Below are 22,435 nucleotides of genomic sequence, written 5' to 3' on the forward strand. Positions count from 1 at the left end.
CCCGTTGCGACCCGTAATTCAAGCCGACCCCAAACAGACGTTTTTTGTCAGGCTACGTTGGCAACCGCCGTTATCGGGATAGCTAGATATCTATCCGTGACGTTTTGCACTTCTTAGATTGCTCAATAACGAATAAATCCAGGTGTGGACAGTGACAGTACGGTGGTTTCCAATTCTGTTATATGCCGTCTCCCACACTCAACCTGGCCTTACCCCTCCGTAATTATCTCGGCAACACGGTCGCGGTCGAAGAGTTGCTCATCCGATGGAATCTCCGGATAGTGATCGCCGTCTTGGTAGGTTGGCCACGCACCGAAGATATCCGGGTACAGTTGTTTGGCAGTCATTTCGATCTGGAAGAGGTTCATGATCGGGCCGTGATATCGCATTCCGTGTGCGTACACACGGTCGTTTTTGACCGCCGAGAGTTCGCTCCCGACGTTGTGAGAGGTGAGTTTCTCGCGGACGGTTTCCATGTCATAGCGTGGTGTCATTCCCCAGAGGTGGAGGATCACGTCGGGATCGGCCTCGGCCATCGTTTCGTAGCCGACCGACCCCCAGAGGCCGTCCCACGTTTCGTCCCCGAAGGCGTCGTTGGCCGCGAGCGGACGCGTGTCGGCGAGCCAGAACCCGGGTCGGTTCAGGTGGTACGTCCAGAACTGGCCGTCCCCCAGCGTGACCCGAACGGCGGTCGGCCGCTCCTCCTTCGGCGGGAGGTCTGTCTGGATGGTATTGACGAGGTCCTCGTGGACAGCCCTGAGCTGTTCGTACCGGTTTCGCTCTTGGAAGACCGTGGCAACACGCCCGAAGAGGTCCCACAGCGTGTAATACTGGTAGCTCTCGCCGTAGGGTGCCTGTGGCTCACTGTGGGTTCCGCTGTAGAAATTACCGAAGAACGGGCCGACGTTGTCAGCGATCTCCTCGATATCGGTCACGTCCCAGTTTTCCTGGGTAATCGCCCAGGCGGGGTCGAGGAGGTGAACGTCGCTGTCGAGGCTGTAAAAGAACTCTTTGCTGAAGTTGTTGTAGGGATTCGGGAGCTCCTCCCATTCGAAGGAGACGCCGCCGAGTCGCTCGTAGTAATGGTTCATCGACGGGCCGGCCATGTCCGGCACGAACATCGAGTTGACCGCGTCACCGTGGTTGAGCGCAACCAGCATGTCCGCGTACTGATTGTACATCGTGAAGACGTTCTGCGGGACCGAGTCGAATGCTACGTCTCCCACAGGCGCAATCGACGCGGTGTAGGAGCCGTCGTCTGTGGGTGTCGATGTATCCGATTCGCCGGTGGTCCCCGTCCCAGTCGCGGTGGTGCTTGGGTCGCTACTGTCACCGGAGCAGCCGGCAATGAGTGACGAACCGAGCACTGCACTCCCGGCGGTGAGGTAGTTCCGTCGCGTGAGATCGGCTTTCTCGCCCATACTTTTAGGTAAGCCTAATACACTGTATATGACTTTCGGATCGCTTGATACGGATTATTGTAGATTATTTTCAGATTACGCCGACCCCGAGGTCAGCGGACACCGGTAAATTGCTACAATAATCCGTATGAGAGTCACAAGACAACACGGAACGCGACGACCGCCCCGACACCCGTGACGAGTGCGAGGAAAATGTTACCGGTCCGCCAGGCGACAGCCGCAACGACGCTGCCGGCGAGCCACTCTGGGGGGCCACCGGCGGCCAGTTCCGGCCCGAGAACGGCAACGACAATTGCGCCCGGAAGCACTTCCAACGCTGCTTCGACCCGGTCACTGACACCAACGCGGGTCAGCAGCCACAGACCCCCTGTTTTCGTGAGATACGTGGCTACAGCCATCGCAGCGATAATCGCGACGACCGTCGGATCGAGCGCAAACGGATCAGCCACGCCGGACCACCTCGGCGACAGCAGCGGCGACGCCACCTGCGATGACGTGCCACTGACCGGTAAGGACCTCCGCGGTGATCAGCGCGGTGACCAATGCGACCGCCCACGGGATGGCTGTCGACGCACCGTCCCAGAGCTCGACCGCGAGGGCGACGAAGGTCGCAACGAGGACGAAGTCCAGTCCGAATGTGGCCGGATCGTCGATCACGCCACCGAATGCGACGCCGACGACCGACGAGACGACCCAGAACACCCAGATGGCAAGCCCGCTCCCGAGCAGGAACGCACCCCGGTTACTGCCGGATGTGAGGTCACGCATCGTCAGCGCCCAGTTCTCGTCGGCCATGAAAAACAGGCTCCCGTAGGTCTGTGTTGCCGACAGGTGCTTGAACCACGGTCGGAGCGCTGCACCCATCAGTGAGTACCGGAGATTCACCGCAAAAACCGCGAGCACGACCGTTGCGGCCGGGATCGGGTCAGCCCACAACTCGACGGCGATAATCTGGGAAGCGCCGGCCAGGACAGTGGCGCTCATTACTGCGACTTCTGCGGCGCTCAGACCGGCCTGGTCGGCGAGCACACCGAACGCGATCCCGTAGCCGGCGACGCCGAGCGCCACTGGGACGCAGGTCACGAACCCGGCACGTATGCCCGCCCGGTCGAACGTCACCGAATCCGGTGTGGCGTTGTCTGTCGACACCTCCGCCTCGTCGGGGGTGCTATCCGTCGGCTGCTTCGTTTCGGGAGGCGTATCTGTGGTGGGCATTTCGCTACTGACACTCTAATTATACCGGCGGTGAGACACCGTCGTCCCGGGGCCGTCACTTGATTTAATACAGGTAGCGGACTAAACGGTGTTGGAAACGGATCCCTCAGTAGCCCGTTCCTAGGTACGTGTAGACGGCGTTTTCCTCTTCGAGTTCGTCGGCGAGGGCGATTGCGAAGTCTTCCATCGAGATGTAGCTGTCCCCCTCTTCGTCGGCCACGAGTTCGTGCTCGGCGGTCCGGTACGCTCCGGTCCGCTCTCCGGGTTCGATAAGCGCTGCCGGCGCGACGTACGACCACTTCAGGTCATCGGTCTCGTCGAGGATGTCGTACGCATCGATGGCCGCACGGGCGATTGGCTCCCACTCCTCGGGGAAGTCCTCCGTTTCTATGAGCATCGTGTCCGGACCGACCTTGAGTCCGCCAGCCCCGCCGGTCCAGACGAGTCGGTCGACGGCAGCACGGCGGAGGCCGTCGATAACGGCCTCCATCATTTCAGTGAGCACCTCGGGTGACTCGTCATCGCTTGGGCCGAGCGCTGACACCACGGCATCGTGACCTGTCGCTAGTTTCGTGATGTCGTCGGCGTTGGTTGCATCCCCTGCCACGGCGACGAACTCGGCAGCCTCGACCCCGTCTACGGTCCCACTGCGGGAGACGCCTGTGACGGCGTGACCGCGGTCTGTGAGTTCTGTCGCTGTTCGCTGCCCGATTCGTCCGCTCGCACCGAGTAGTAGTACGTCCATGTATTGTGTATAGTAGCTGATAGTTGCGATGCGGTACAGGGCCATGAGTCCGAGATCCCAGTCACATAATCTCACTTGGTATTAGAGCATGACCGTAATATAGTTCAGCAAACGTACGCTTGACCAAGTCACACCGATGTCATCACAGGACTCCCTGGAAGCGAAATACGGGGACTGCCCGGTTATCCAAACCCTCGAAGAGATCGGCTCCCGCTGGCGACTGACGGTAATTCACGTTCTTCGGGAGGGCGAACTCCGATTCAACGAACTCAAACGTGCGACGAACGCGAACTCGCAAACGCTGTCCCGCGTACTCGATGACCTAGAGGAAACCGGATACGTGCACCGCCGTGTCGAGGAGGGAAGTCCGGTTGCGGTCTACTACTCGTTGACACCGAAAGGCGAAGAACTGCTTTCGGCGTTCGATGAGATCAACGAATGGGGGGAGAAGTGGATCGCCGATAGTGACTGAGTACCTGTTCCTTGATACCGCTCTTAACTGACCACGAACGTAAATACATGAATAAAATAGTAGTTTTCATATAAGAAATACAGGTCTTACTAACAGACCGCAGATATGCCATCATATATATCGAGTTTACCATATCAAATACCTGGAGATGGAGATAGCTATCCCGTGGCAAAATAAAAAAGGTTACACACATAGATATCCTACTGAATTACATAAGATCAAAATATAAATTACTTGTATATAAAGTTGATTTCCGGAGGCTACATCACGTTGGTACTGTAGCGTCACTCTGTGTCTGTTTACATAACATCAGTACAGATGTTATTGTATTTCATCGTTTGGTCTCAGATTACAATCCACGCACCTGACACTTGATGGACTGTACCGAGAGCCACATCATAGACCGACCGCTGTCACCCGACTGCATCCCATTCCGTATGGCTGAAAAACACCGATTCCTCTATCAGGGATCCCATCTGAGACCTTCTAGTGGTCGTTCTGTGGTTGCAACCGGTGAACCACAGGAACGCATCTATTCCGACCGGTTCGGTTCCGCAATCATGTCTCACCGACTCGATTTCGCGCTCACCTGAGTATAAGCACCGACAGCCTGCTGCGTGCCACACTGACGAGTCATACATGAAGACCGCAAGACCATGGGTAGCCTCCTCCTCGAAGTGGACTGAGAGAACCGACGGCACGACCGCTTTTGTTCGATTATTTTGAACATGCCTCGGTAATGACGAACGTCTCGTTTTGAGACAGGATGGGAAATGGCTACGTCTGCACGGCACCGACTCGAAATACCAAACAACCGACGGTCACACGAACCGAGTTACAGTTCGACGATATCGTCGCTCTCAGCGGCTTCGTGAATGGCCCGTATGATTCGCATGTCTTGGAGACCATGGTGACCGTCCGGGAATATCTCGCCGTCAGTCAATACGCGATCCGCGAAGTAGTCAAACTCTTCCCGCATTTCGTCTTCGGCATCAAATTCCTCGTGTTCGACGGTGATGGTGGTCCCGTTTCGGGATAGGTGGAGCTTTGCCTTGCCGTGGAACGCCGGATTGAGTTGGATCTGTCCCTCTGTCCCGGTTATCTTCAGTTGCGTGTCATCGTGTGCGTTCTGACTGTCGGTCGTGACCATCTTGATACCGTCTTCCAGCGCGAGCAGTGCCCCGGAGCGTTCGTCGGGTACGTCTTCGAAGGCTTCCGCATGGGCGCTCATCTGCGCCTGAACTGCCTGGGGTTCCCTGTCAAGCAGGAACCGGGTCGTGTTAATCGAATAAATCCCCAGATCCATCACTGACGTACCGTAACCCGACAGGTCCGGATTAAGTCGCCACTGGTCAGTGTTGGGATTCATCTCGAGTAACGGCTGGCTGTTGTTGCCGTATACGGACACCGGCTCACCGATGAATCCGTCCTCGATGAGTTCCTTGGCTCGTCTGACGGCTGGATCGGTCTGCATTCGATACGCGATCATAAGCGGCACGTCGGCGTCGTCACAGACTTCAACCATCTCTCGGGCCCGCTCGACTGTCGACTCCATTGGCTTCTCACAGAGGATGGCCTTGTCCAGATCCGCAGCTGTCTCAGCATATTCTAGATGGAAGGCGTTCGGTGTCCCGATGTAGATCGCATCGTATGCGCCGGCCGCTTCGCCCTCGTGGAATTCGTCGTAACTAATCCCGTGATCGACGCCGTTCTCGTCGGCGAGTCGTTCGGCCTTCTCCGTGGAACTGCTGACGAACGTCGTGACTTCGCCCAGATCGGAGTCCCGAATCGCGGGGAGCGCCAGGTCAATCGTCCACCAGCCAAGGCCCAACAGTGCGTACCGAACTGTTCCGTCAGTGGTTGTTTGCCAGTCGCGCTCCTCATACGCGTCAATCCATTCTTTCATAGGATCCAGATTTAACCGCTGGCGGTAAAAACTTCGGATTCCGGACACGGCCCTGACGCGTGGACTGTCGTGGCAGATACCGTTTCGCTACTCCCACCAACCGACTATCTTCGTTTTGACAATGGCCCTTGATATATATTCAATACTAGGAAAGATGACAAGCAGAAGCTGGTAATGCACTCCTACCGTGATGGGATTTGAACCGGTTGGCGGTAGCGACGATTCCATGGAGACAGAACAGATACTCGACATTTCGAAAACCTGGCTTGAATTGGCGGAAAATCTGCCGGAATTTTCTCTCAAGCAGTTGTTTTAGCCTGTTAATACATGATTATGATAGTAAGTTAATATTTATAAGCATGAATCCGGCAAAATCACTCACAAAATGTAGGTACTATATAGATATTACTTCATCAACATTTGGGAGTACGTAATAGCTCACATCTCTAATGATTTCTTGAGTCTCCCCCTTATGCCGATCACCAAACATATCTTTACTCTCTAGCCGAAGTTAGTTGGAGAGTAGACGGTCCATACCTTTCACTAAGAGAGTAGTATCCGAGCCGTATTAGTAGTTACACTATCAGCTGAAGCCATAGAATATAATAACCGGACAGTGAGCTGCTGGTAACCGATGTTCTGCGTGCTGCGGAAATACGGGATTAACCTGCGTGTTTTTCGACCAATGAGGAACCCGCTAAGTGAGGGCTCCTATTACATGCTACCGATAATACAGTGAAGTCATATGTTTCCACTCGATATTACACTGTCAGCCTGTTTTTAGCAGAATTGTGAACGGTTCCCAATCCTGATCATACATGGAAACACCTGCGACGCGAACATTCTCTGACAGTGCGCGTTTAGGCCTACTACATTTCTGTTGGTATCATTTTGGTTCGGACGCGACTCAACCGGTATCATAGACGGCCTCGCTTTTGGCGAAGTATCGCCGTACGGTCGTGTAGCTGTTCGGAAAGCGGCATAAAAAACGGAAAATGGAACCTACCAGCTCTGACCGACTACTACTCGTTGTCCGTCTCTTCTCGTTCGACTGACCAGTGAAAGACGGAACACGCGGCTGCGACTCCCACTACCAGCGATAATAGAGTCAGTACCGTGCCCCCGGAAAGCGAGAGAACGATAGAGGCAGCAAGGACGATTGCACCCAGTCCGGAAACAGCAGCGTAGTACCGGTACCACTGTCGATCCTGTTCCTGGTTGGGTTGGTCGAGATACTTTTCGAAGTCGCTGGCTTTCTCGGTGAGCGTGATATGGCCCCGGTCTTGATTGAAATCAACGACACCAATGTCGTCCATCTTCGGAAGATGGCACTGGTAGAGGCCTACGTACACGCGCTTGCGCTCACTAGATGTCAGTGCATCAGTGGTGGTGTCATTCTCGATAGCCGCGACGTGTTCCGCGAGCTCTCCAAGAGAGACCTGTTCGTCTCGCTCCCGGAGAAAGTGGAGGACTTCCCGTCGACGGCTGTTTTTCAGTATTTCAAAGATAACGTCCAGGGACGCACTCGCATCGTCGCCTTCCTGTGACGCTACTTGACCAGCGTTGCTGTCAGGCTCGCTGGGCTCCGATACGGACTCATCGCTCAATTCAGTACTCGGTTCTGCTTTCGTTTGTGCGGTGTCTTTGACTCCCATATTTACCCACTTCCTGTGTGCTGCGACATCGTTTACCCGTCTGGAATCGCGCTCACACAGCCCCCCGGCTGTATCGACGGAACGTTACGCTGTCAGCCAGCATTTCAATTCAACATCACCTTGCTACTTAATACTTTGTTATGTAATGAATTGGATGATTTTACTCTGGTTACCATCACAGGTAGTCAGTGATTGTTTCGGTATTCTGGGTGTAATAGTTCTCTTCCGACGGATCTCGGCCAATTCACACTACAGAGTCAGAGCTAATTCGTATCCTCACTGATGAGCTCACAGAGACTGAATACAACGGTTGAGATACGTTTCAGTGCAGTTAGTACGCGATTTCTCGACAACCCCTCCAGCAGGGTACATCCTACCGCCACAACATGTCAATGCCTACGATGTAAGTAACTTGATCTTACAGGTGGCTGCGAATGACTCTCGGCTTACACAGATCCCTTCAAGTGCATCGAAATGTCGATGAATGAGGACATTCTTTGATAGCCGTCAGAAATTGGAACAGTACACTCATACACAGCATCCTCGACGAATTGGTCGTCGTATGGGGTGGTTTACGGACAAAACGCCTGGGAATGTAGTTCTAGCGGCAGAGCGGTATTACTCACCATATACTCATTATGCGGAGTAATCAACTAAACCCGTGTATGGCTACGAAACGAGACCAATCGACACGAGCGAAACAATTAACCACAGGCACATGGAATAACAACGTACACGAGTCTCTGTCCAATGAAGGTAGTTGGTACACTCGTGCATACGAATAGATACGATGGCAGACTTTGATCAGTGGGACGAAGTGAGCTACGTTATCAGTTCACGGTATCGAGTCGAGACTCTCCGTAGATTGTCTGAAGGCCCGGCGACACCGTCTTTAATCGCGGATGACAGGGAAATGAGTATCGCTCACGTCTCTCGCGCGTTGCAAGAGCTTCGGGAGTCGGAACTTGTCGACCTACTCGTATCAGAAGACCGGAAAAAAGGGCGCGTGTATGATATCACCGAGAAAGGTGTCGATATCTGGGAAACGATCGAACGGAAGAACATGGCGTAACTATCACGATTCGGTTCCGGACTGATGACGCTTGCTTGCCGCTAGACGTATCGATCTAGCATCATCTCTTCTTCTGTCACCCGCTTGAAGCCCGCGTTCGTATCTGCGGGCAGGGCGCGCTTTGTAGACCGTCTTACTGCGTCAATTCTGTGTACACTGGTGGATGCTGCGTCGACAATCGGCTCACCTAGCAGCGCAGAGAGTGTATACCAACGAGTATAGCGGTCGTAACAATGGTGAATTGTATCCCACATTGTATGATGCTATCAATAGATCATGGAAAATTACTGGTCGGGTGCGTTGTTGGATTGCTAGTCCTCGGTGGGGCCACGCTTGGGCTCGGAATCGGTGGGTTCGCTACTGAGCAGGCAGGGTCCAACGTCACTGACAGCGGCGCCGAATTAGAAATCGGTACTGTGAATGCTCCAACCGAAGTCCGCCCCGATGAACCGCTACAAGTACAACTTCGAATCACCAACACGGGGAAGAGGACAGCAACCAAGCAAGTAGCATTACGACTGAACAGGAACGGAGATACCCAGGCTCAAGAGACGGTCGGGGCAAAACAGGTCGAACTTTCGGCGACCGAATCCACCAACGTGACATTGATCGCGGGGGCCGACCACATACGCTCCGGGGAATACACGTTTGCAGTTGCAGTCGGCGAATCGTCATCACCGGAGACGACTGGAAACGTGCGTGTTCTCACACCACCGACGTTCTCACTCGATGACACAACTGAGAACGCTACCGTCGTTCGCGGAACAAACAGCATGATCAGTGCAAACCTGACTAACGTCGGTGCGTATCGCGGAGTCAGGACCGTTGAGATCGCTGTTGACTCCGATCGAAACGGCCAGTACCCCGACAATGAAACCCTACACGAGAGCACCCTCTCGCTTGCCGGCGGCCAAAGCCAGGAGGTCACTGCCACAGTTAATACCACGAACCTGGAACCCGGGCAGTATCAGTACAGTATCGCCACGGCAAACACCACAACGAATGGAACACTACGTGTCCAACAACCGGCGACGATACAGGTGGTGAATACGAGCCATCGAGTCACTGTCACAAACGGAGAGCCGGCAAACGTCTCAGGAGTCATCCGGAACGTCGGTGATGTGAACGGCACCGATACTGTCACGCTGTGGAGCAATTCGACGAACACCACCTACTCGCGTACCGTTTCCCTCGGTGCCAACGAAACCAAAACGGTGTCAGTTGGTGTGAACACGACGAACCTGAGCCGTGGTACATACAACTACTCGCTCGGAACTACTGACGACAGAGGGACTGTCCCGGTGAGAGTACAGGATACCCAGTTCGAGGTGTCTGAGCTGAAAGGACCAAATGTCCTGTACCTCAGAGACACCGCTGTGTTCTCCGCAGAAGTGACCAATACTGGTGATATCAATGGGACCCAAACGATCCAGCACCGCATCGATAGCGATGGCGACGACCGACCGGAGGCCTACGGAGTCGAGAGGAATATAACGCTTGCCCCCAACGAATCGACCCGCGTTCGGTTCGAGGTCGAATACACGCTGGCTGATTCGACGGAGTATCCCGTCGAACCACTGCGCCTCCAGACGTACGTCTACGGTATTTATTCACGGGACTCGCGCGCGACGACGGCCATGTCGGTTAAACCACCTTGGGTTAAATACGACGATAGCGGCTCCAGTGCCGGCGGGAGCACCACCGTCTCCAACGGTGATCGCGCGTCACTCGATGAAATAACCCAGGACAAGTACGGCCTCTATTACGACGAGGTGAGCAGCGAGACGAAACGTCAGGTCGAAGAGATTCACGAGCGTCAACCGTTTGCTGACGGGCTTGTCGCTGCCGAAGTGCGGACGCGTGAGGAAATCGCCCGCCAAGACTACGGGGCCGATGTCAAGCCCGGAGAAAACTTCGATTTCACTGGCCTCAACATTGCGGTCCAACAGAAGGTCGAAGCGGACTTCGATGCACAGTTCCAGACCCAATCCGGTGACCGGATCGAGTCCTGGGACGAACTCGCGCGGGACACGTACGGAACTTCCTACGACAATCTCACTTCCAGTCGTCAAGCGGATATCAGGACGACGTATCAAGACCAATTCGAATAGCTCTCTGTAAAACGCGGATAACCGCATTACGTCGGCGTTTATCAGATCCGGTCTAACGCGATATTTATTATCGAACAATACGCTGTATACGACAGCTAATTCTGGAAAGTAAGGAATAACAATAGATCGATTTGTCCAACATGGGGATAGAGAGGGCCGCGTACTGATGACCGGAGCGTGGTCCTACGACCTACCATGACTATCACTGAACCGGAGGTTGCTATTGACGAATGGGTCTGGCACGGGAGCCGGCCCGAGACGAGTAGTTGCCAGTTCGGTACCTCTATCTGCACTGTTGTAGCGCAGCTTCAACGATGGACCCGCACTGTGCAACTCACAGAAACGAAACAGCGCTGCTCAGTTTCAAGGGGGGTATAACGTGTACAAAAGTTCGACAGTCGGCGTCGTTATCCCCGCGTACAACGAAGAGGGGTTCATCGGCGATGTCCTCGATTCACTCCCGGAATTCGTCGACCAGGTGTTCGTTATCGACGACTGCTCGACGGACAACACGTGGGCCGAAATCAAGGAGTACGTCGACGCAGAAGCTCACCAAGCCAGTGGAACCGTTGCTGGCACAGACCAGATGATGATTGCCGATGGGGCTGGGGAGGCGGTTCCCGAAAGCCAGCGGTTCCTCGATAGGCGAATCGTTCCGGTACGTCACCAGACCAACGGGGGTCGCGGAGCCGCCGTCCAAACCGGGTACGAACTGGCTCTGATGAGTGATATGGACGTGATTGCGGTCCTTGACGGTGACGGACAGATGGACCCGGACATTCTGGATCGGATACTCGACCCAGTCGTCGACGGGGATGCGGATTACGCGAAAGGCAACCGCTTGATATCCCGAAGCCACTGTGGACAGATGTCCAACTGGCGGCTGTTCGGCAACGTCGTCCTTACGATACTGACGAAAATAGCCAGTGGGCACTGGAACATGCGCGATCCACAGAACGGGTACACTGCTATTTCCACGACGGCGCTCGAACAGTTATCGTTGAACGATCTGTTCGATGACTACGGCTTCCTGAACGATATCTTGATTCACCTAGACGCACACGGGATGACCATCCAAGATGTTCCGATGGAAGCACTCTACGGTGACGAGTCAAGCGGTATCCGGTATGGCTCGTTCATCCCACAGCTCTCTATGCTGCTGCTCAGCGGGTTTTTCTGGCGGCTTCAGCGGAAATATTTCCCGGCTTGAGTAATTTCGAGCCACCGCGTTCCGGAGATGTGCTACCCGATACTTCTCTTGCCGGCAAACGGGTCCTGGGCTGTTCAGTCCGTGTGGATCGGGACACAGGCGATGGGGAGACAGATTATGCTGTTGCTACTTATGCGTCTGGAGTAGTGAGTTCCCGTCATGGGTCGGTGGTCAGATACGTTGACAGCGGTTTCAGATTTAGTTGGTATTGTTGTACTCACAGCGATTGCACTTGCTGCGACTATCTCACCCCTTGACGGACTGTTGCTTGCTGCCGTTGCGATCCCGTTTCTCCTGTTTGTGCCGGGCTATGCGCTCATTGCTGCCTTGTTCCCGGACCGGGAGTCAACGTACCAGCAGCACCGACTTATCGGTTTAGAGCGGATCTTGTACGCTGTGGTCGCGAGTATCTGCTTGGCGGTTATAGTCGGGGTGAACTTGGATTTCACCGGCTGGCCGATCCGACCGGTCCCGGTTATCTCGGTCCTCGCTGCGGTGACACTTCTGTCGACGTTCGTCGCTCTCTATCGCCGGTTCACCTCGGATTCGGCGGCGACTAAAACAGCGGTGCAGTTCAATACAGGTTCGAACAGTACGTCACAGTCGAGTGGCGGCGGCGTACAGCTAGTCTCAATCGTTGTCGCAGTGGCTATCCTGATTACCCTGGCCAGTGTGACCTTCGTCGCTGCACAGCCCCAACGTGGGGAAGCATACACCGAATTTGGACTGTTGATCGAGAACAACGGGACGTTGCAAGCGGACGGCTATCCCGAGGAGATGACGCTTGGTGAGTCGAGTGAGCTGTACTTCACTGTCACAAACCGTGAGCAGCAACAGACAAACTACATCGTCGTTGTCCAACTCACGCGAACAGCACCTACGGGAGATGTGCTCGAAAAAGCGCGCCTCGACACGTACACTAATACAACCGATCCCGGTGAAACGTGGCGACAAAGTCACACCGTCACTCCAGTTCTCGAAGGGGAACGGCTACGGCTAACGTATCTCCTGTACCGGGACGGCGTCCCTGCGCAACCGACGGTCGACAATGCCTACCGGGAGATCCACATCTGGGTGGATGTACTCCAGCGCAACTGAGAATAGGATTCTCCGTTCGTCGCCCTCAAAATGCGGCCGGTGATTCGGGGCTGGTCTCGACTGATTCTCTGGTGGCGGGCTCGACGTACTGGCGAACGAACGCCTCGTACTCGTCAATCACGGCATCGGGTGCGAAATCGTTTGCCCGCTCGATGAGTCGGTCCGCGGGCAACGGGGAGTCCAGTGTTGCTTCGATTGCCTCCGCAAGTGCTGTATCGTCTCCAACGGGTGTCAGACGACCGTAAGTGCCGTTGTCGAGTATCTCTGCGGGGCCGCTCGGACAGTCCGTGGAGACAACCTGACAGCCACAGGCGAGTGCCTCGATGAGAACCGTCGGGAGCCCCTCGTGGATCGATGACATCGCGAGGACGGACGCGCCGCCCATGTATCCGTATGGGTTATCGACGAATCCAGGAAACGACACCACATCTTCGATATCTAACTCAGCCGCTACCGCTTCGAGTTCCGCTCGTTTTGACCCCTTCCCGACAAGTATCGCTCTCGTCTGTGGCCGGTTCTCGTGTAGTTGCGCGAAGGCTCGGAGGAACGAACTGAAGTTCTTTGCCCGTTCAAGCCGTCCGACGCCCAAGATCACCTCGTACTCCGGGGAGTCGAGCCACCGGTGGTCGACAGCCTCACGAGCCTGTTGCTGGACTTCACGCACCGGAACAGGGTTGTGCAAGACCGAGACTTTCTCCCGGTCGACGCCGACGTTCTCGACCACGCTCTCTGCAACCCCCTCCGAGACAGCGACGAACTGATCGGCCTGGCCTGCCAGCCGCCGCTGCAGCAGCTGCACGAACTTCTCCTTTGGCTCTTCCTGCATGCCGAGTGTATTGTGTATCGTCCCGATCGATACGGTCTCGGACCTCGCCACCAGCTGTGAGACCAGATAGATCCCGTTGGCGTAGGTCATCTGTGAGAACAGGATGGCCGGTGACCGTGCCGAGAGATATCGCGAGAGACACGGAACGCTCGCTCCGATTCCCAGAACCGGGATCTTCGTCGTGTCTAGGTCGACGACCGTTACCCGCTCGTCAACTTCCGCTCGAAACGCCCCATCGTTGAACGATACTACCAGATCCACCTCGTATCCCCGTTTGGCAAGTCCGTTCGCGACGGAAACCGTCACACGTTCTGCCCCGCCGACGGTCAGTGACGGTAGATAGAAGGCTATCGGCCCAGTCTTTCCCATTACTGAGATACAGTGTGTGGGGGTGTTTGTTTATGCTGTCCCTACGACAGTCCAGAGACAACGCTACAATAGGGCTCTGAAACAGCATCTCGTGCCCATTCTCCGATAGATCCGGTAGAGTCCTCCTGTCCGTACAGCTGGCGTAACCGCTGTAAGCGGTCGGAAGTGCGGTCATAAATTCAGCAGTTTGACAACGATACAGCCGCATCTAACACACCTGAAACCCCTGGAATTTGCCTTTGGCTGAACTCAATCAAGTGAAAATATTTTGTGGCGTAGAAAGCCGTTACTCGGAAAATCTGATTATTAACTAAACCTGTCTCTGCATAAGTCTGGGGTGAACAAATGCGTATTCTTCGGGTGGCTCAGGATATCTTCCCTGAAACGGTCGGTGGTGCACCGTACCACATACACGCTCTCAGTCGCGACCAGGCCGCGCGCGGTCACGACGTAACTGTCTTGACCGTTTCGGGCGAGGTGGACCAGCGTGAGACCGTCGAACGTGACGGATACACGCTTATCCGCCAACCGCCGAGGGCTGAGATCCTGGGCAATCAACTCTTCACGAACACGATCGGGACGCTCCGAAACAATGCGGACTACGATGTCGTTCACGCACACTCCCACCTGTTTTTCTCATCGAACGTGGCCGCGGCCTACTGTCGACTGGAGGATATTCCCCTTGCCGTGACCTGCCACGGTTTGAACTCCCAACGTGGGCCGTTCTGGTTCTCGCGCGCGCACCTGCGAACACTGGGGAAGTGGACGTACGACTCGGCCGACGTGACGTTCTGTTACACGGACATTGAGCGGTCGAAACTCCGAAACCTGGGAGTCGACGCGGACATCGCAGTCGTAAACAACGGTATCGATACTGACCGATTCTCTCCATCGGGGCCAAAACACGAGGGGATCGATGCAACCCCCGGTCCCGCAATCGCTTTCGTCGGTCGGCTCGTGGACGGCAAACGCCCACAGGACGCGTTGGCGGCGTTTGCTGAAATCCGAGATAGATGCCCGGACGCACAGCTTTTCTTCTGTGGCGACGGTCCGATGCGTGACAGTCTGGAGAACACTGTCACTGAAACGGGGCTGGATGATGCCGTCACCTTCCTCGGACGTGTCCCTTACAGTGAGATGCCGACAGTGTTCAGAGCGGCTGACCTGTTCGTTTTGCCCAGTCGGACCGAGGGATTCCCGCGAACGGTCTTGGAAGCCCTGTCGTGTGAGACACCGGTCGTTGCCAGCAACCTCGAACAGACTTCGAAAATCGTCGAACAGACCGGTGCAACCGTCGAGGTCGGTGACATCGAGGGGCTTGCGACGGCCGTCGCCGATCTGATTGAAGACGAGCAACTCCTGTCCGATCTCGGAAACCACGGACGCCGGATCGTCACAACACGCTACGATTGGGAAGACACTGTTCGGGAAACGACGAACGTACTGGGACAGGTCGCTGCCATCAGTGAGCCAGCGACGACAGAACGCGAGGACCCGTCCCGTCCTCAGATTCCATTGACACGAGACGATCTGGAGTCCAAGTAAGAAAACACTCCCGTGATGGACCTGTTCCACGTGGGTTCTGCTATCAGCGCGTCGGCCGGAACTGCTCGGGTTCTTCGGTGCAACCGAGCGTGTAGTTCCCGCGACTGGGCCGTTAGTTTCTGATTACTTAAGAATGGGACGGTGTAAGAGTGGTTCAGGAATGGGTCGACAACGGAGCAATAGTAACTAAAACACATGGGCTACGAGACAGATATTGACAGGGGGATCTTCGACACCTATCAGTTTGCAAACCGGGATCTACAGGAGTACCTGGTAATCATACTGGCAGGGTTCCTCGTTCTGGAAACCGCTGTTTTCCTCACGATACAGCCGGCAACAGGGTACGAAACATCTCTCAGTGGTGCAGTCCCACAATCGTTCTGGTACCTGTTCTACATCGTCCTCGGGGGCGGGATACTGACGCTGGTTGCCGCTGCAGCGACTGGGTCGGGATACTGGCGGCACGGTCTCGGTCTCATCATCGCCAACTACGCGATGTACTTCTTTCTGCCGAAGGCACGCGGCTACCGGTTCTATGGACAGGGAACGGCGGACGCGCTCCGGCACTTTGGTGATGTGAAAGGGATACTGGCGACGGGGTCGCTTCCGGGGATCTGGTACCCCGGTGAACACGTCTTGATGGCCCAGATGACGATGCTTGGGGTTCCATTGGACGCTATTCCGTATCTGACAGCGTTGCTGTTTACAACGATACAGATCATCGGTATCGGCGTTCTCGTTAGGACCATTTCCGGACAGTCCGGGAGCATGGCGGCAGGACTGGCAGCCGGGACGCCGCTTATCTACACGACGTTCCATCTCTCGAATCACCCGGCCATGAACTCGTTCATGATCGTGCCGGTGCTGCTGACGCTGACGGAACTGTACCGTCGGAGCAACGACAAGGAGTATTTCATCCTGTTCCTGCTCATCGGTGTCTTTGTCATCTATTTGCACCCGATGACGACACTGTTCATGGTGGGGCTGTTACTGCTGACTGCGGTGTACTCCGGCGTGTTCAGCCGGCTCTCACTGACCCGTATCCGGACGCTCAGTCCGAGACTCGGCGTCGCATTTTTGCCACTCCTGTTTGCGTGGCTAACGAAGTTCGGTCAGACGGAACAGGCGATTATCCAGATCGTCAATTCACAGGACGACGCGACGCCCGCAGCGAGAGAGCTACAGCAGGCCGGTTCTGTGGAGTTCTCGGCGGCGCAACTGGCCGAGAAATTCATCACACTGTATGGCACCACGGCGATATACTTCACTATCGCTGGGCTGTTCACTCTGGTGACTATCTACTGGTTCCTGTGGCGCGGCCAGCGATATGACTGGGGACTCGGAACCACGCATTTCATCGCCGGTCTCGCTATCGCGGCGACGTTCCTGCTGGGCAATCTCATCGTCAAAGGGATTATCCGAGCGAACCGCTACTCGCTGTTGTTCGCCGCTGTCGTTGTTGCACTCGCCCTCATACACAGTGCAAGCGAGAAATACTCGGGTATGACGGTTGTCCTGGCGATCCTGCTGGTGACGAGTGGCGTTTTAGCCGCGGGTGCAGCGTACGAACCGAACAATCACATGACATACGCCGAATACGACGGGACTCACTACATAGCGACCCACTACGACCAGGGAGTTCCGATCCACGCGATGGACACCTCCCACAAGATGCAGGCGTTCGTCCTCGGCAAAGACAGCCCGAGATAATATCCGGCGGACATCAACCTCAACAACAACATCCCACAGAACCTCGGGTACTTCAGCCCAGATGTCACGGCGGCGGATACGTTCGGCCGAAGCTACGTCATGACGAAAACCCACGACACAGAGCAGCACACGGCGTCGTACTATACGGAACAGCAACAGGAGTATCTGTTCAGATATGGCGAGGAGAGCCTCGCACGGTTCCACAATGACCCGACCGCGAACAAGGTGTACACCAACGGTGGCTTCAGTGGCTGGTCGGTCTCACCCGATAGCTGATCCACACTGTGTATGGCGGCACATAGTGAGGCACTAACTTTACTCCGGTATCGCTAATCCCGGGACCAAGACCATGTCGCAACCGCTGGTAAGTGTCGTTATTCCGACGTACAAACGACCGGACAAGCTCAGGCGCGCCACACGGAGCGTCGCCGAACAGACCTACCCCAACATCGAACTCATCGTCGTCGACGATCACTCACCACAGCCAGCCAGCGACACGCTGTCGGGCGACTCCTTCGATACTCTCGATCTCGTCTGTATTCGCCACGAGGAAAACCGTGGCGCGAACGAGGCCCGAAACACCGGAATCCGCGAGGCCGACGGGGAGTACATCGCCCTCCTCGATGACGATGACGACTGGCGGCCGGAAAAGATCAGCAAACAGGTCGACGTGCTCCAGCGGTCCGAAGACGGCGTCGGTGTCGTCTACACCGGCTGTGAGTACGACTACGGCGCCTACACGCGCGAGGTTATATTCACCTGTGAAGGGAACGTGGCTGAAGACCTTTTCGTCGGGAAATCCTTCGGTGAGTTCTCGACGCTGATGGTCCGACGTGATGTCATCGAGGCAGCAGGGTTGCCCGACGAGCGATTCCCGAGCTGGCAGGACCGTGAGTGGCTGATTCGCCTCTCCCAACACACGGAGTTTCGGGTCATACAGGAGCTGCTGACGCGACGGCATTGCCCGGAAGACGAGGAGCGGATCAGCAACAACTACACCGAAAAACGCGACGTTTCCTTCCCGTTACTGGTGGAAAAACATCGAGACCTCGCCAGAAGCTACGGCCGCAAATACGAACGGCTGTTTCTGGCATCGCTCCTGTTCATCCTTGGACAGGACGCCCTCCGGAATCGGTTCTACAGCGATGCCAGGAAACAACTGCTGAAGTCCGTCTACTACTATCCCTTTGACGCTGACCGGGTGATCTACGCGCTCGTGGCCCTCGGTGGCCGACTGAGCTACGAACCAGCGCGATATCTCGCACGGACGATGCACGGTCGCTCTGACGGGACGATAACCGAATGACTGCCACTCTCGCTCGGATATCCAGAATGATGAATCGCCGTGCTGAAGGGCAAATATTCGGACACAGTAGGAGTTGACTTACAATGCAATTCGATACGCAGGGATTTGGCAATATGGGCAGCACTGCACCGATGGTCTGCGACCGACCCTGGAACCATGCCGTGGGGGAATTGTGTCCTGACTGTTCGACGGAGTGGATGGTGATGTTTCCATGACCACACTCTGGTACTTTATCGGCGCACTGGTCATCGGAGGCGCTGAGCGTACCCTCGTCGATCTGGTAAACGACATCGACCACGACGAGTACGACGTGACTATCTGGACGATGTTCTCGACGAACCCGCTCGAATCGGAACTCGATTCGGCGGTGACGGTACGCTGTCTGACCGACGCCGGCCAGTTCGAAAACGGGACGATTGCAGATGTCGAGACACCGCTGGCGTACGTCATCGCGCCACTTCGGTTCTGCATCGCGGCCCGACGTGAAGACCCGGATATCATCCAGTCGTTTCTCTTCTACGGTAACGTCATCTCTCGCATAGCGGGCCTCACCTGTTCGGCGAGGATTATCACTGGGGTTCGCTCCGTTCCTGATTCGGAGCCGCTCGTTCGCCGTCTCATCGACAAAGCAACACTGCCTCTTTCCGACGCTATCGTCTCGAACTCGACGGCTGGACGGGAGTTCGTCGTTGAGCGGGGGGCATCGCGGGACGACGTTGCTGTGGTGTACAACGGTCGAAACATAGATACCTACCGCTCCGCTACGCCGGCGTCGTTACACGAAGAACTGGATATTCCCGCGGATGCGACTGTTATTGGAACGGTCGGTCGTCTTCTCGAACGGAAGGGCCACTTCGACTTACTGGAAGCCTGGGTCACAATCACTAAAGAGGTCCCTGATGCGCACCTTGTGTTCGTCGGCGATGGCCCAGCACGCCAAGATCTCGAACGGCGTATCGAAGAGCTGGACTGTTCGGATTCGGTCCATTTCCTCGGGACCCGGGACGATGTCCCGTCGCTGCTCAACGCTATGGATGTCTTCGTCTTCCCGTCGCATTTCGAGGGGCTTCCCGGGGCAGTCATCGAGGCGATGGCAGCCGGTCTCCCTATCGTCGCAACGCCGGTCGACGGCAACAGCGATCTATTAGAAAACTACCGATCCGGTCTGTTCGTCGATGTCCGGTCGCCACAGCAACTCGCCTGGGCGACGATCCGGTTGGCGAACCACCCCGACTTCGCAGCGGATCTCGGTGCGACAGCAACCGATCGGGCAGCGGAACAGTTCACTGTTGCCGCCATGGTCGACGGATTCGAGACCGTGTACCGCCAGGTATCCATGAACGCAAAAGAAGAGACTGTTTACTAAAAGAACGCGCCGGATACTCTCCGAAACGGCCTCGTTGAGTCAGTAGCGACAGTATATTTTACTAGGCTGACGGGAACTACTGGATATGGCCGAGGACACTCCGAACCACAACTATCAACGCCCGGACCGTGGGGCACAAGACTGGCACGTTCCCCTCAACGAGAACTTCGCCCGCATCGATACAGATGTCGAGATCAAAGACGCCGCCGAGAACATGTCGGACTACGAACCGAAAGCCGGTGCGCGGTTCCTCGCGACGGACACACGCCGTATCTTCATGGGGGACGGCGAGCAGTGGCAGGAGTTCGGCAGTGTTGCGGGCAGCGCGTCAGCGGTTCCTCTCGATGACACCGGAGGGACAGCCACGCGCATGAGTGACGGGACGTTTGTCGCGGAACCCGGGCAGCTCCAGTCGGTTATTGACGCTGCCGCCACAGGGTCGGAGTTCGGAGAGAGTCCCGCACAGACGGTGCGGATGGTTTCGGGGGAACAGTACGACATCAAGGACACGATACGCCTTCAACGCGGTGTCCGACTCGAATGTAACGGGGCGAAAGTCGTGCCGGAGGGTGACTTCAACATCTTTGAACTCGATCGGGACACCCAGCTCGTGGACCCGTTCGTCGACACCCGCGACATGGGGTGGAGTTCGGTGCAGGTCGTCGTTGGTCCTGAGGACGTAAACAAACTGGATACCAGAAACCGAGCGTGGGTCAAAAACGCCTATCTCCACAGTGACCCCGGGAGCGGTATCGGTATTCAGTTCCGTGGCGGCTCCGCCCCCTGTTCGATGCAGGTCGCAAGCGGGACACTCAACGGGTTCGATCGGGCACTGGAATTCTACGCGGCCGGAGACAATACCGGCGGCCAGGGCGACTGGTCCAACGGAAACCAGTTCTGGGGACGATTGCAGGATTTCCGTATCGGTATCAGCATGCGTTCAGAGGGAGCGGCAGTGAGCGGGAACTCGGTCAGAGTTCAGGCTCAGACCGGGGGTGTGAGTGAGTGGCTCTGGAAGATGGACCGGGATCCCCGGGACTCCCGCGATGATAACAATTACGTGATGAACGGGAACACTGTCATTGCCCATCCCTGGGACACCGCTGCCTATGAGGCTAACAATGAGTACTACTCCGACGGAGATCGTGGCGCTCCGTTCTGGTTTATCGGCCGCGGGAAACGGTACGGGAATTCGCTGTTTGATCTCAGTGGTACCCGCGGAAACCAGTATCTGGTGAACAATTCGGATACGCCCGACCGGAACGGCATCTTCACGGCCCACGGGAGCTTCGTCTTGGGGACGACGGAATTTCAGATAGATCCGGCATACCAGCAAAACGATAGCCGAAACTGGCACTACGAGTCACGGAACTCCTGATTATCGGTGAGTATGTTATGACGACCGAACCGGTAACGCCGCATCAAATACTGCATTATAGATCCGGCACCCGAATCAAGCAACCCCTGTCAATTATAGTGACTTGATACTACATTTATTACAATAACTCACAAACTGACAGACCATTGTCTAGTTCTTCTATTACTTTGTACTTATCATCTGATTAATCGCCTATACAGATGCGGAAAATACTGGAACGGATGGCCTCCCCGCGTATGATTGCCACCGGAATCCGAGACCCGAGTGAGGTCTTTCATTACCTCCGCTCAGTCAGACACAGGCATCCCGACCCGGAGAACCGAGCGAGGCGTTTGCACCGGGACTTCAATACCACCAACAGTTTTGAAACGCTAACGGATGTTCTGCGCACTGATATCCAGTCCCTCCGTACGTATATCGACGAATTCTCGTCGGAAGTCAAACCACGCGTCGATGACTGCCGAACGGAGTTCGAGACCAAGCCCTTCGAGATCGGCGGTATCGAAGTCGAGGCACCGATTCTGTACGCTTCGATCCGTATTTTTCAACCGGAACGCGTCGTTGAGGTCGGGGTCGCAAACGGTGTCTCGTCGTACTATATCCTCTCCGCACTAGCGGCAAACGACAACGCCGGAACGCTGACCAGTATCGATCTCCCGAAGTACGAGGACGACCACACGGGGGAATGGGATGCAGACGCCGGGGCGTGGATTCCCTCGGGACGGGATGTCGGCTGGATCGTCCCGGACGAGTATCGGGACAAGTGGGAAATTCAGATCGGGAGCATGAGCGATCTGCTCCCCAACGAACTGTATTCCGGTTCTGTAGACGCGTTTGTCTATGACGGTCCAAAGCGGTACTCCGAACGGAAGCGAACCTTCGACATGGTCGCGAATAGCGCCGGAAACTGCCTGTATTTTTGCGATGACATCGCGTGGAACCCGTCCTTCGAGCGATGGGCGGACCAGAACCGGCTACGGTGGGACACGTTTGGCAACGCCGGACTCGCTGTGGACGGCGAACTCTGAGA

General features: G+C 55.9%; 19 protein-coding genes. 12 read left to right on the forward strand and 7 right to left on the reverse strand.

Translation table 11 applies throughout. From position 1 onward, the window contains the following. Window positions 1–209 precede the first annotated feature (209 nt). From Harman_RS14995 to Harman_RS15010, 4 genes are all read right to left on the reverse strand, one after another. Window positions 210–1,421, reverse strand: coding sequence for an ABC transporter substrate-binding protein (locus Harman_RS14995; protein ID WP_137684596.1), 1,212 nt, complete (start codon window positions 1,419–1,421; stop codon window positions 210–212). A gap of 134 nt (window positions 1,422–1,555) precedes the next feature. Then, entirely contained in the window at window positions 1,556–1,870 is a 315-nt protein-coding gene (locus Harman_RS15000; protein WP_137684597.1) for an AzlD family protein, read from the reverse strand. Beyond that, complete coding sequence (locus Harman_RS15005; protein ID WP_137684598.1) at window positions 1,863–2,636, reverse strand: AzlC family ABC transporter permease; 774 nt, start codon at window positions 2,634–2,636, stop codon at window positions 1,863–1,865. The genes Harman_RS15000 and Harman_RS15005 overlap by 8 nt, the downstream gene beginning before the upstream one ends. A gap of 106 nt (window positions 2,637–2,742) precedes the next feature. Next, the gene (locus Harman_RS15010) at window positions 2,743–3,381 is read right to left on the reverse strand and encodes an NAD(P)-dependent oxidoreductase (RefSeq protein ID WP_137684599.1); all 639 of its coding nucleotides are present in this window, start codon (window positions 3,379–3,381) and stop codon (window positions 2,743–2,745) included. Between the two features lie 136 nt (window positions 3,382–3,517). On the opposite strand from Harman_RS15010, the gene Harman_RS15015 reads away from it, so the two are divergent. Continuing rightward, the gene (locus Harman_RS15015; RefSeq protein ID WP_137684600.1) at window positions 3,518–3,853 is read left to right on the forward strand and encodes a winged helix-turn-helix transcriptional regulator; all 336 of its coding nucleotides are present in this window, start codon (window positions 3,518–3,520) and stop codon (window positions 3,851–3,853) included. 835 nt (window positions 3,854–4,688) lie between these two features. Here the strand turns inward: Harman_RS15015 and gfo6 are convergent. Together gfo6 and Harman_RS15025 are read right to left on the reverse strand one after the other, a co-directional pair. Continuing rightward, on the reverse strand, window positions 4,689–5,759 hold the full coding sequence (gene gfo6, locus Harman_RS15020; RefSeq protein ID WP_137684601.1) for a D-xylose 1-dehydrogenase Gfo6: 1,071 nt from the start codon (window positions 5,757–5,759) through the stop codon (window positions 4,689–4,691). 1,022 nt (window positions 5,760–6,781) lie between these two features. Next, complete coding sequence (locus Harman_RS15025) at window positions 6,782–7,414, reverse strand: DUF7344 domain-containing protein (RefSeq protein ID WP_137684602.1); 633 nt, start codon at window positions 7,412–7,414, stop codon at window positions 6,782–6,784. A 790-nt stretch (window positions 7,415–8,204) separates the two neighbouring features. Here Harman_RS15025 and Harman_RS15030 point away from each other — a divergent pair. The 4 genes from Harman_RS15030 to Harman_RS15045 all read left to right on the forward strand — a co-directional run bounded on the left by Harman_RS15030 (window position 8,205) and on the right by Harman_RS15045 (window position 12,905). Then, on the forward strand, window positions 8,205–8,486 hold the full coding sequence (locus Harman_RS15030) for a winged helix-turn-helix domain-containing protein (RefSeq protein WP_004515801.1): 282 nt from the start codon (window positions 8,205–8,207) through the stop codon (window positions 8,484–8,486). A gap of 260 nt (window positions 8,487–8,746) precedes the next feature. After that, window positions 8,747–10,597 (forward strand): CARDB domain-containing protein, encoded by a 1,851-nt coding sequence (locus Harman_RS15035; protein WP_137684767.1) that lies wholly within the window; start codon window positions 8,747–8,749, stop codon window positions 10,595–10,597. Window positions 10,598–10,976: 379 nt separating this feature from the next. Beyond that, window positions 10,977–11,807, forward strand: a complete 831-nt coding sequence (locus tag Harman_RS15040) for a glycosyltransferase family 2 protein (protein ID WP_137684603.1) — start codon at window positions 10,977–10,979, stop codon at window positions 11,805–11,807. Between the two features lie 159 nt (window positions 11,808–11,966). Beyond that, complete coding sequence (locus Harman_RS15045) at window positions 11,967–12,905, forward strand: DUF1616 domain-containing protein (protein ID WP_200830908.1); 939 nt, start codon at window positions 11,967–11,969, stop codon at window positions 12,903–12,905. 25 nt (window positions 12,906–12,930) lie between these two features. Here the strand turns inward: Harman_RS15045 and Harman_RS15050 are convergent, their stop codons facing one another. Further along, complete coding sequence (locus Harman_RS15050; protein ID WP_137684604.1) at window positions 12,931–14,100, reverse strand: glycosyltransferase; 1,170 nt, start codon at window positions 14,098–14,100, stop codon at window positions 12,931–12,933. 345 nt (window positions 14,101–14,445) lie between these two features. Here Harman_RS15050 and Harman_RS15055 point away from each other — a divergent pair, with 345 nt between their 5' ends. The 7 genes from Harman_RS15055 (at window position 14,446) to Harman_RS15080 (ending at window position 22,433) form a co-directional block, all read left to right on the forward strand. Then, the gene (locus tag Harman_RS15055) at window positions 14,446–15,645 is read left to right on the forward strand and encodes a glycosyltransferase family 4 protein (protein ID WP_137684605.1); all 1,200 of its coding nucleotides are present in this window, start codon (window positions 14,446–14,448) and stop codon (window positions 15,643–15,645) included. A 195-nt stretch (window positions 15,646–15,840) separates the two neighbouring features. Further along, window positions 15,841–17,355 (forward strand): hypothetical protein, encoded by a 1,515-nt coding sequence (locus Harman_RS15060; RefSeq protein ID WP_235007225.1) that lies wholly within the window; start codon window positions 15,841–15,843, stop codon window positions 17,353–17,355. A gap of 99 nt (window positions 17,356–17,454) precedes the next feature. Continuing rightward, entirely contained in the window at window positions 17,455–17,631 is a 177-nt protein-coding gene (locus Harman_RS21800) for a hypothetical protein (protein ID WP_235007226.1), read from the forward strand. Window positions 17,632–17,704: 73 nt separating this feature from the next. Beyond that, the gene (locus Harman_RS15065) at window positions 17,705–18,661 is read left to right on the forward strand and encodes a glycosyltransferase family 2 protein (RefSeq protein ID WP_137684606.1); all 957 of its coding nucleotides are present in this window, start codon (window positions 17,705–17,707) and stop codon (window positions 18,659–18,661) included. 211 nt (window positions 18,662–18,872) lie between these two features. Next, on the forward strand, window positions 18,873–20,027 hold the full coding sequence (locus tag Harman_RS15070) for a glycosyltransferase (RefSeq protein ID WP_137684607.1): 1,155 nt from the start codon (window positions 18,873–18,875) through the stop codon (window positions 20,025–20,027). An 85-nt stretch (window positions 20,028–20,112) separates the two neighbouring features. Further along, complete coding sequence (locus tag Harman_RS15075; protein ID WP_137684608.1) at window positions 20,113–21,405, forward strand: hypothetical protein; 1,293 nt, start codon at window positions 20,113–20,115, stop codon at window positions 21,403–21,405. A 332-nt stretch (window positions 21,406–21,737) separates the two neighbouring features. Continuing rightward, entirely contained in the window at window positions 21,738–22,433 is a 696-nt protein-coding gene (locus tag Harman_RS15080; RefSeq protein ID WP_160140696.1) for a class I SAM-dependent methyltransferase, read from the forward strand. Window positions 22,434–22,435: the final 2 nt, after the last annotated feature.

The organism is Haloarcula mannanilytica, assembly GCF_005406125.1.
Classification (GTDB): domain Archaea; phylum Halobacteriota; class Halobacteria; order Halobacteriales; family Haloarculaceae; genus Haloarcula; species Haloarcula mannanilytica.

Bases quoted from the DNA above. Each gene is read 5' to 3' on its own strand.
- Harman_RS15010 (WP_137684599.1), bottom strand. From the start codon at position 3,381: ATGGACGTACTACTACTCGGTGCGAGCGGACGAATCGGGCAGCGAACA.
- Harman_RS15075 (WP_137684608.1), top strand. From the start codon at position 20,113: ATGGCCGAGGACACTCCGAACCACAACTATCAACGCCCGGACCGTGGG.
- Harman_RS15065 (WP_137684606.1), top strand. From the start codon at position 17,705: ATGTCGCAACCGCTGGTAAGTGTCGTTATTCCGACGTACAAACGACCG.
- Harman_RS15035 (WP_137684767.1), top strand. From the start codon at position 8,747: ATGCTATCAATAGATCATGGAAAATTACTGGTCGGGTGCGTTGTTGGA.
- Harman_RS15025 (WP_137684602.1), bottom strand. From the start codon at position 7,414: ATGGGAGTCAAAGACACCGCACAAACGAAAGCAGAACCGAGTACTGAA.
- Harman_RS15070 (WP_137684607.1), top strand. From the start codon at position 18,873: ATGACCACACTCTGGTACTTTATCGGCGCACTGGTCATCGGAGGCGCT.
- Harman_RS15030 (WP_004515801.1), top strand. From the start codon at position 8,205: ATGGCAGACTTTGATCAGTGGGACGAAGTGAGCTACGTTATCAGTTCA.
- Harman_RS21800 (WP_235007226.1), top strand. From the start codon at position 17,455: ATGACGAAAACCCACGACACAGAGCAGCACACGGCGTCGTACTATACG.
- gfo6 (WP_137684601.1), bottom strand. From the start codon at position 5,759: ATGAAAGAATGGATTGACGCGTATGAGGAGCGCGACTGGCAAACAACC.
- Harman_RS15055 (WP_137684605.1), top strand. From the start codon at position 14,446: ATGCGTATTCTTCGGGTGGCTCAGGATATCTTCCCTGAAACGGTCGGT.
- Harman_RS14995 (WP_137684596.1), bottom strand. From the start codon at position 1,421: ATGGGCGAGAAAGCCGATCTCACGCGACGGAACTACCTCACCGCCGGG.
- Harman_RS15005 (WP_137684598.1), bottom strand. From the start codon at position 2,636: ATGCCCACCACAGATACGCCTCCCGAAACGAAGCAGCCGACGGATAGC.
- Harman_RS15015 (WP_137684600.1), top strand. From the start codon at position 3,518: ATGTCATCACAGGACTCCCTGGAAGCGAAATACGGGGACTGCCCGGTT.
- Harman_RS15045 (WP_200830908.1), top strand. From the start codon at position 11,967: ATGGGTCGGTGGTCAGATACGTTGACAGCGGTTTCAGATTTAGTTGGT.
- Harman_RS15050 (WP_137684604.1), bottom strand. From the start codon at position 14,100: ATGGGAAAGACTGGGCCGATAGCCTTCTATCTACCGTCACTGACCGTC.
- Harman_RS15060 (WP_235007225.1), top strand. From the start codon at position 15,841: ATGGGCTACGAGACAGATATTGACAGGGGGATCTTCGACACCTATCAG.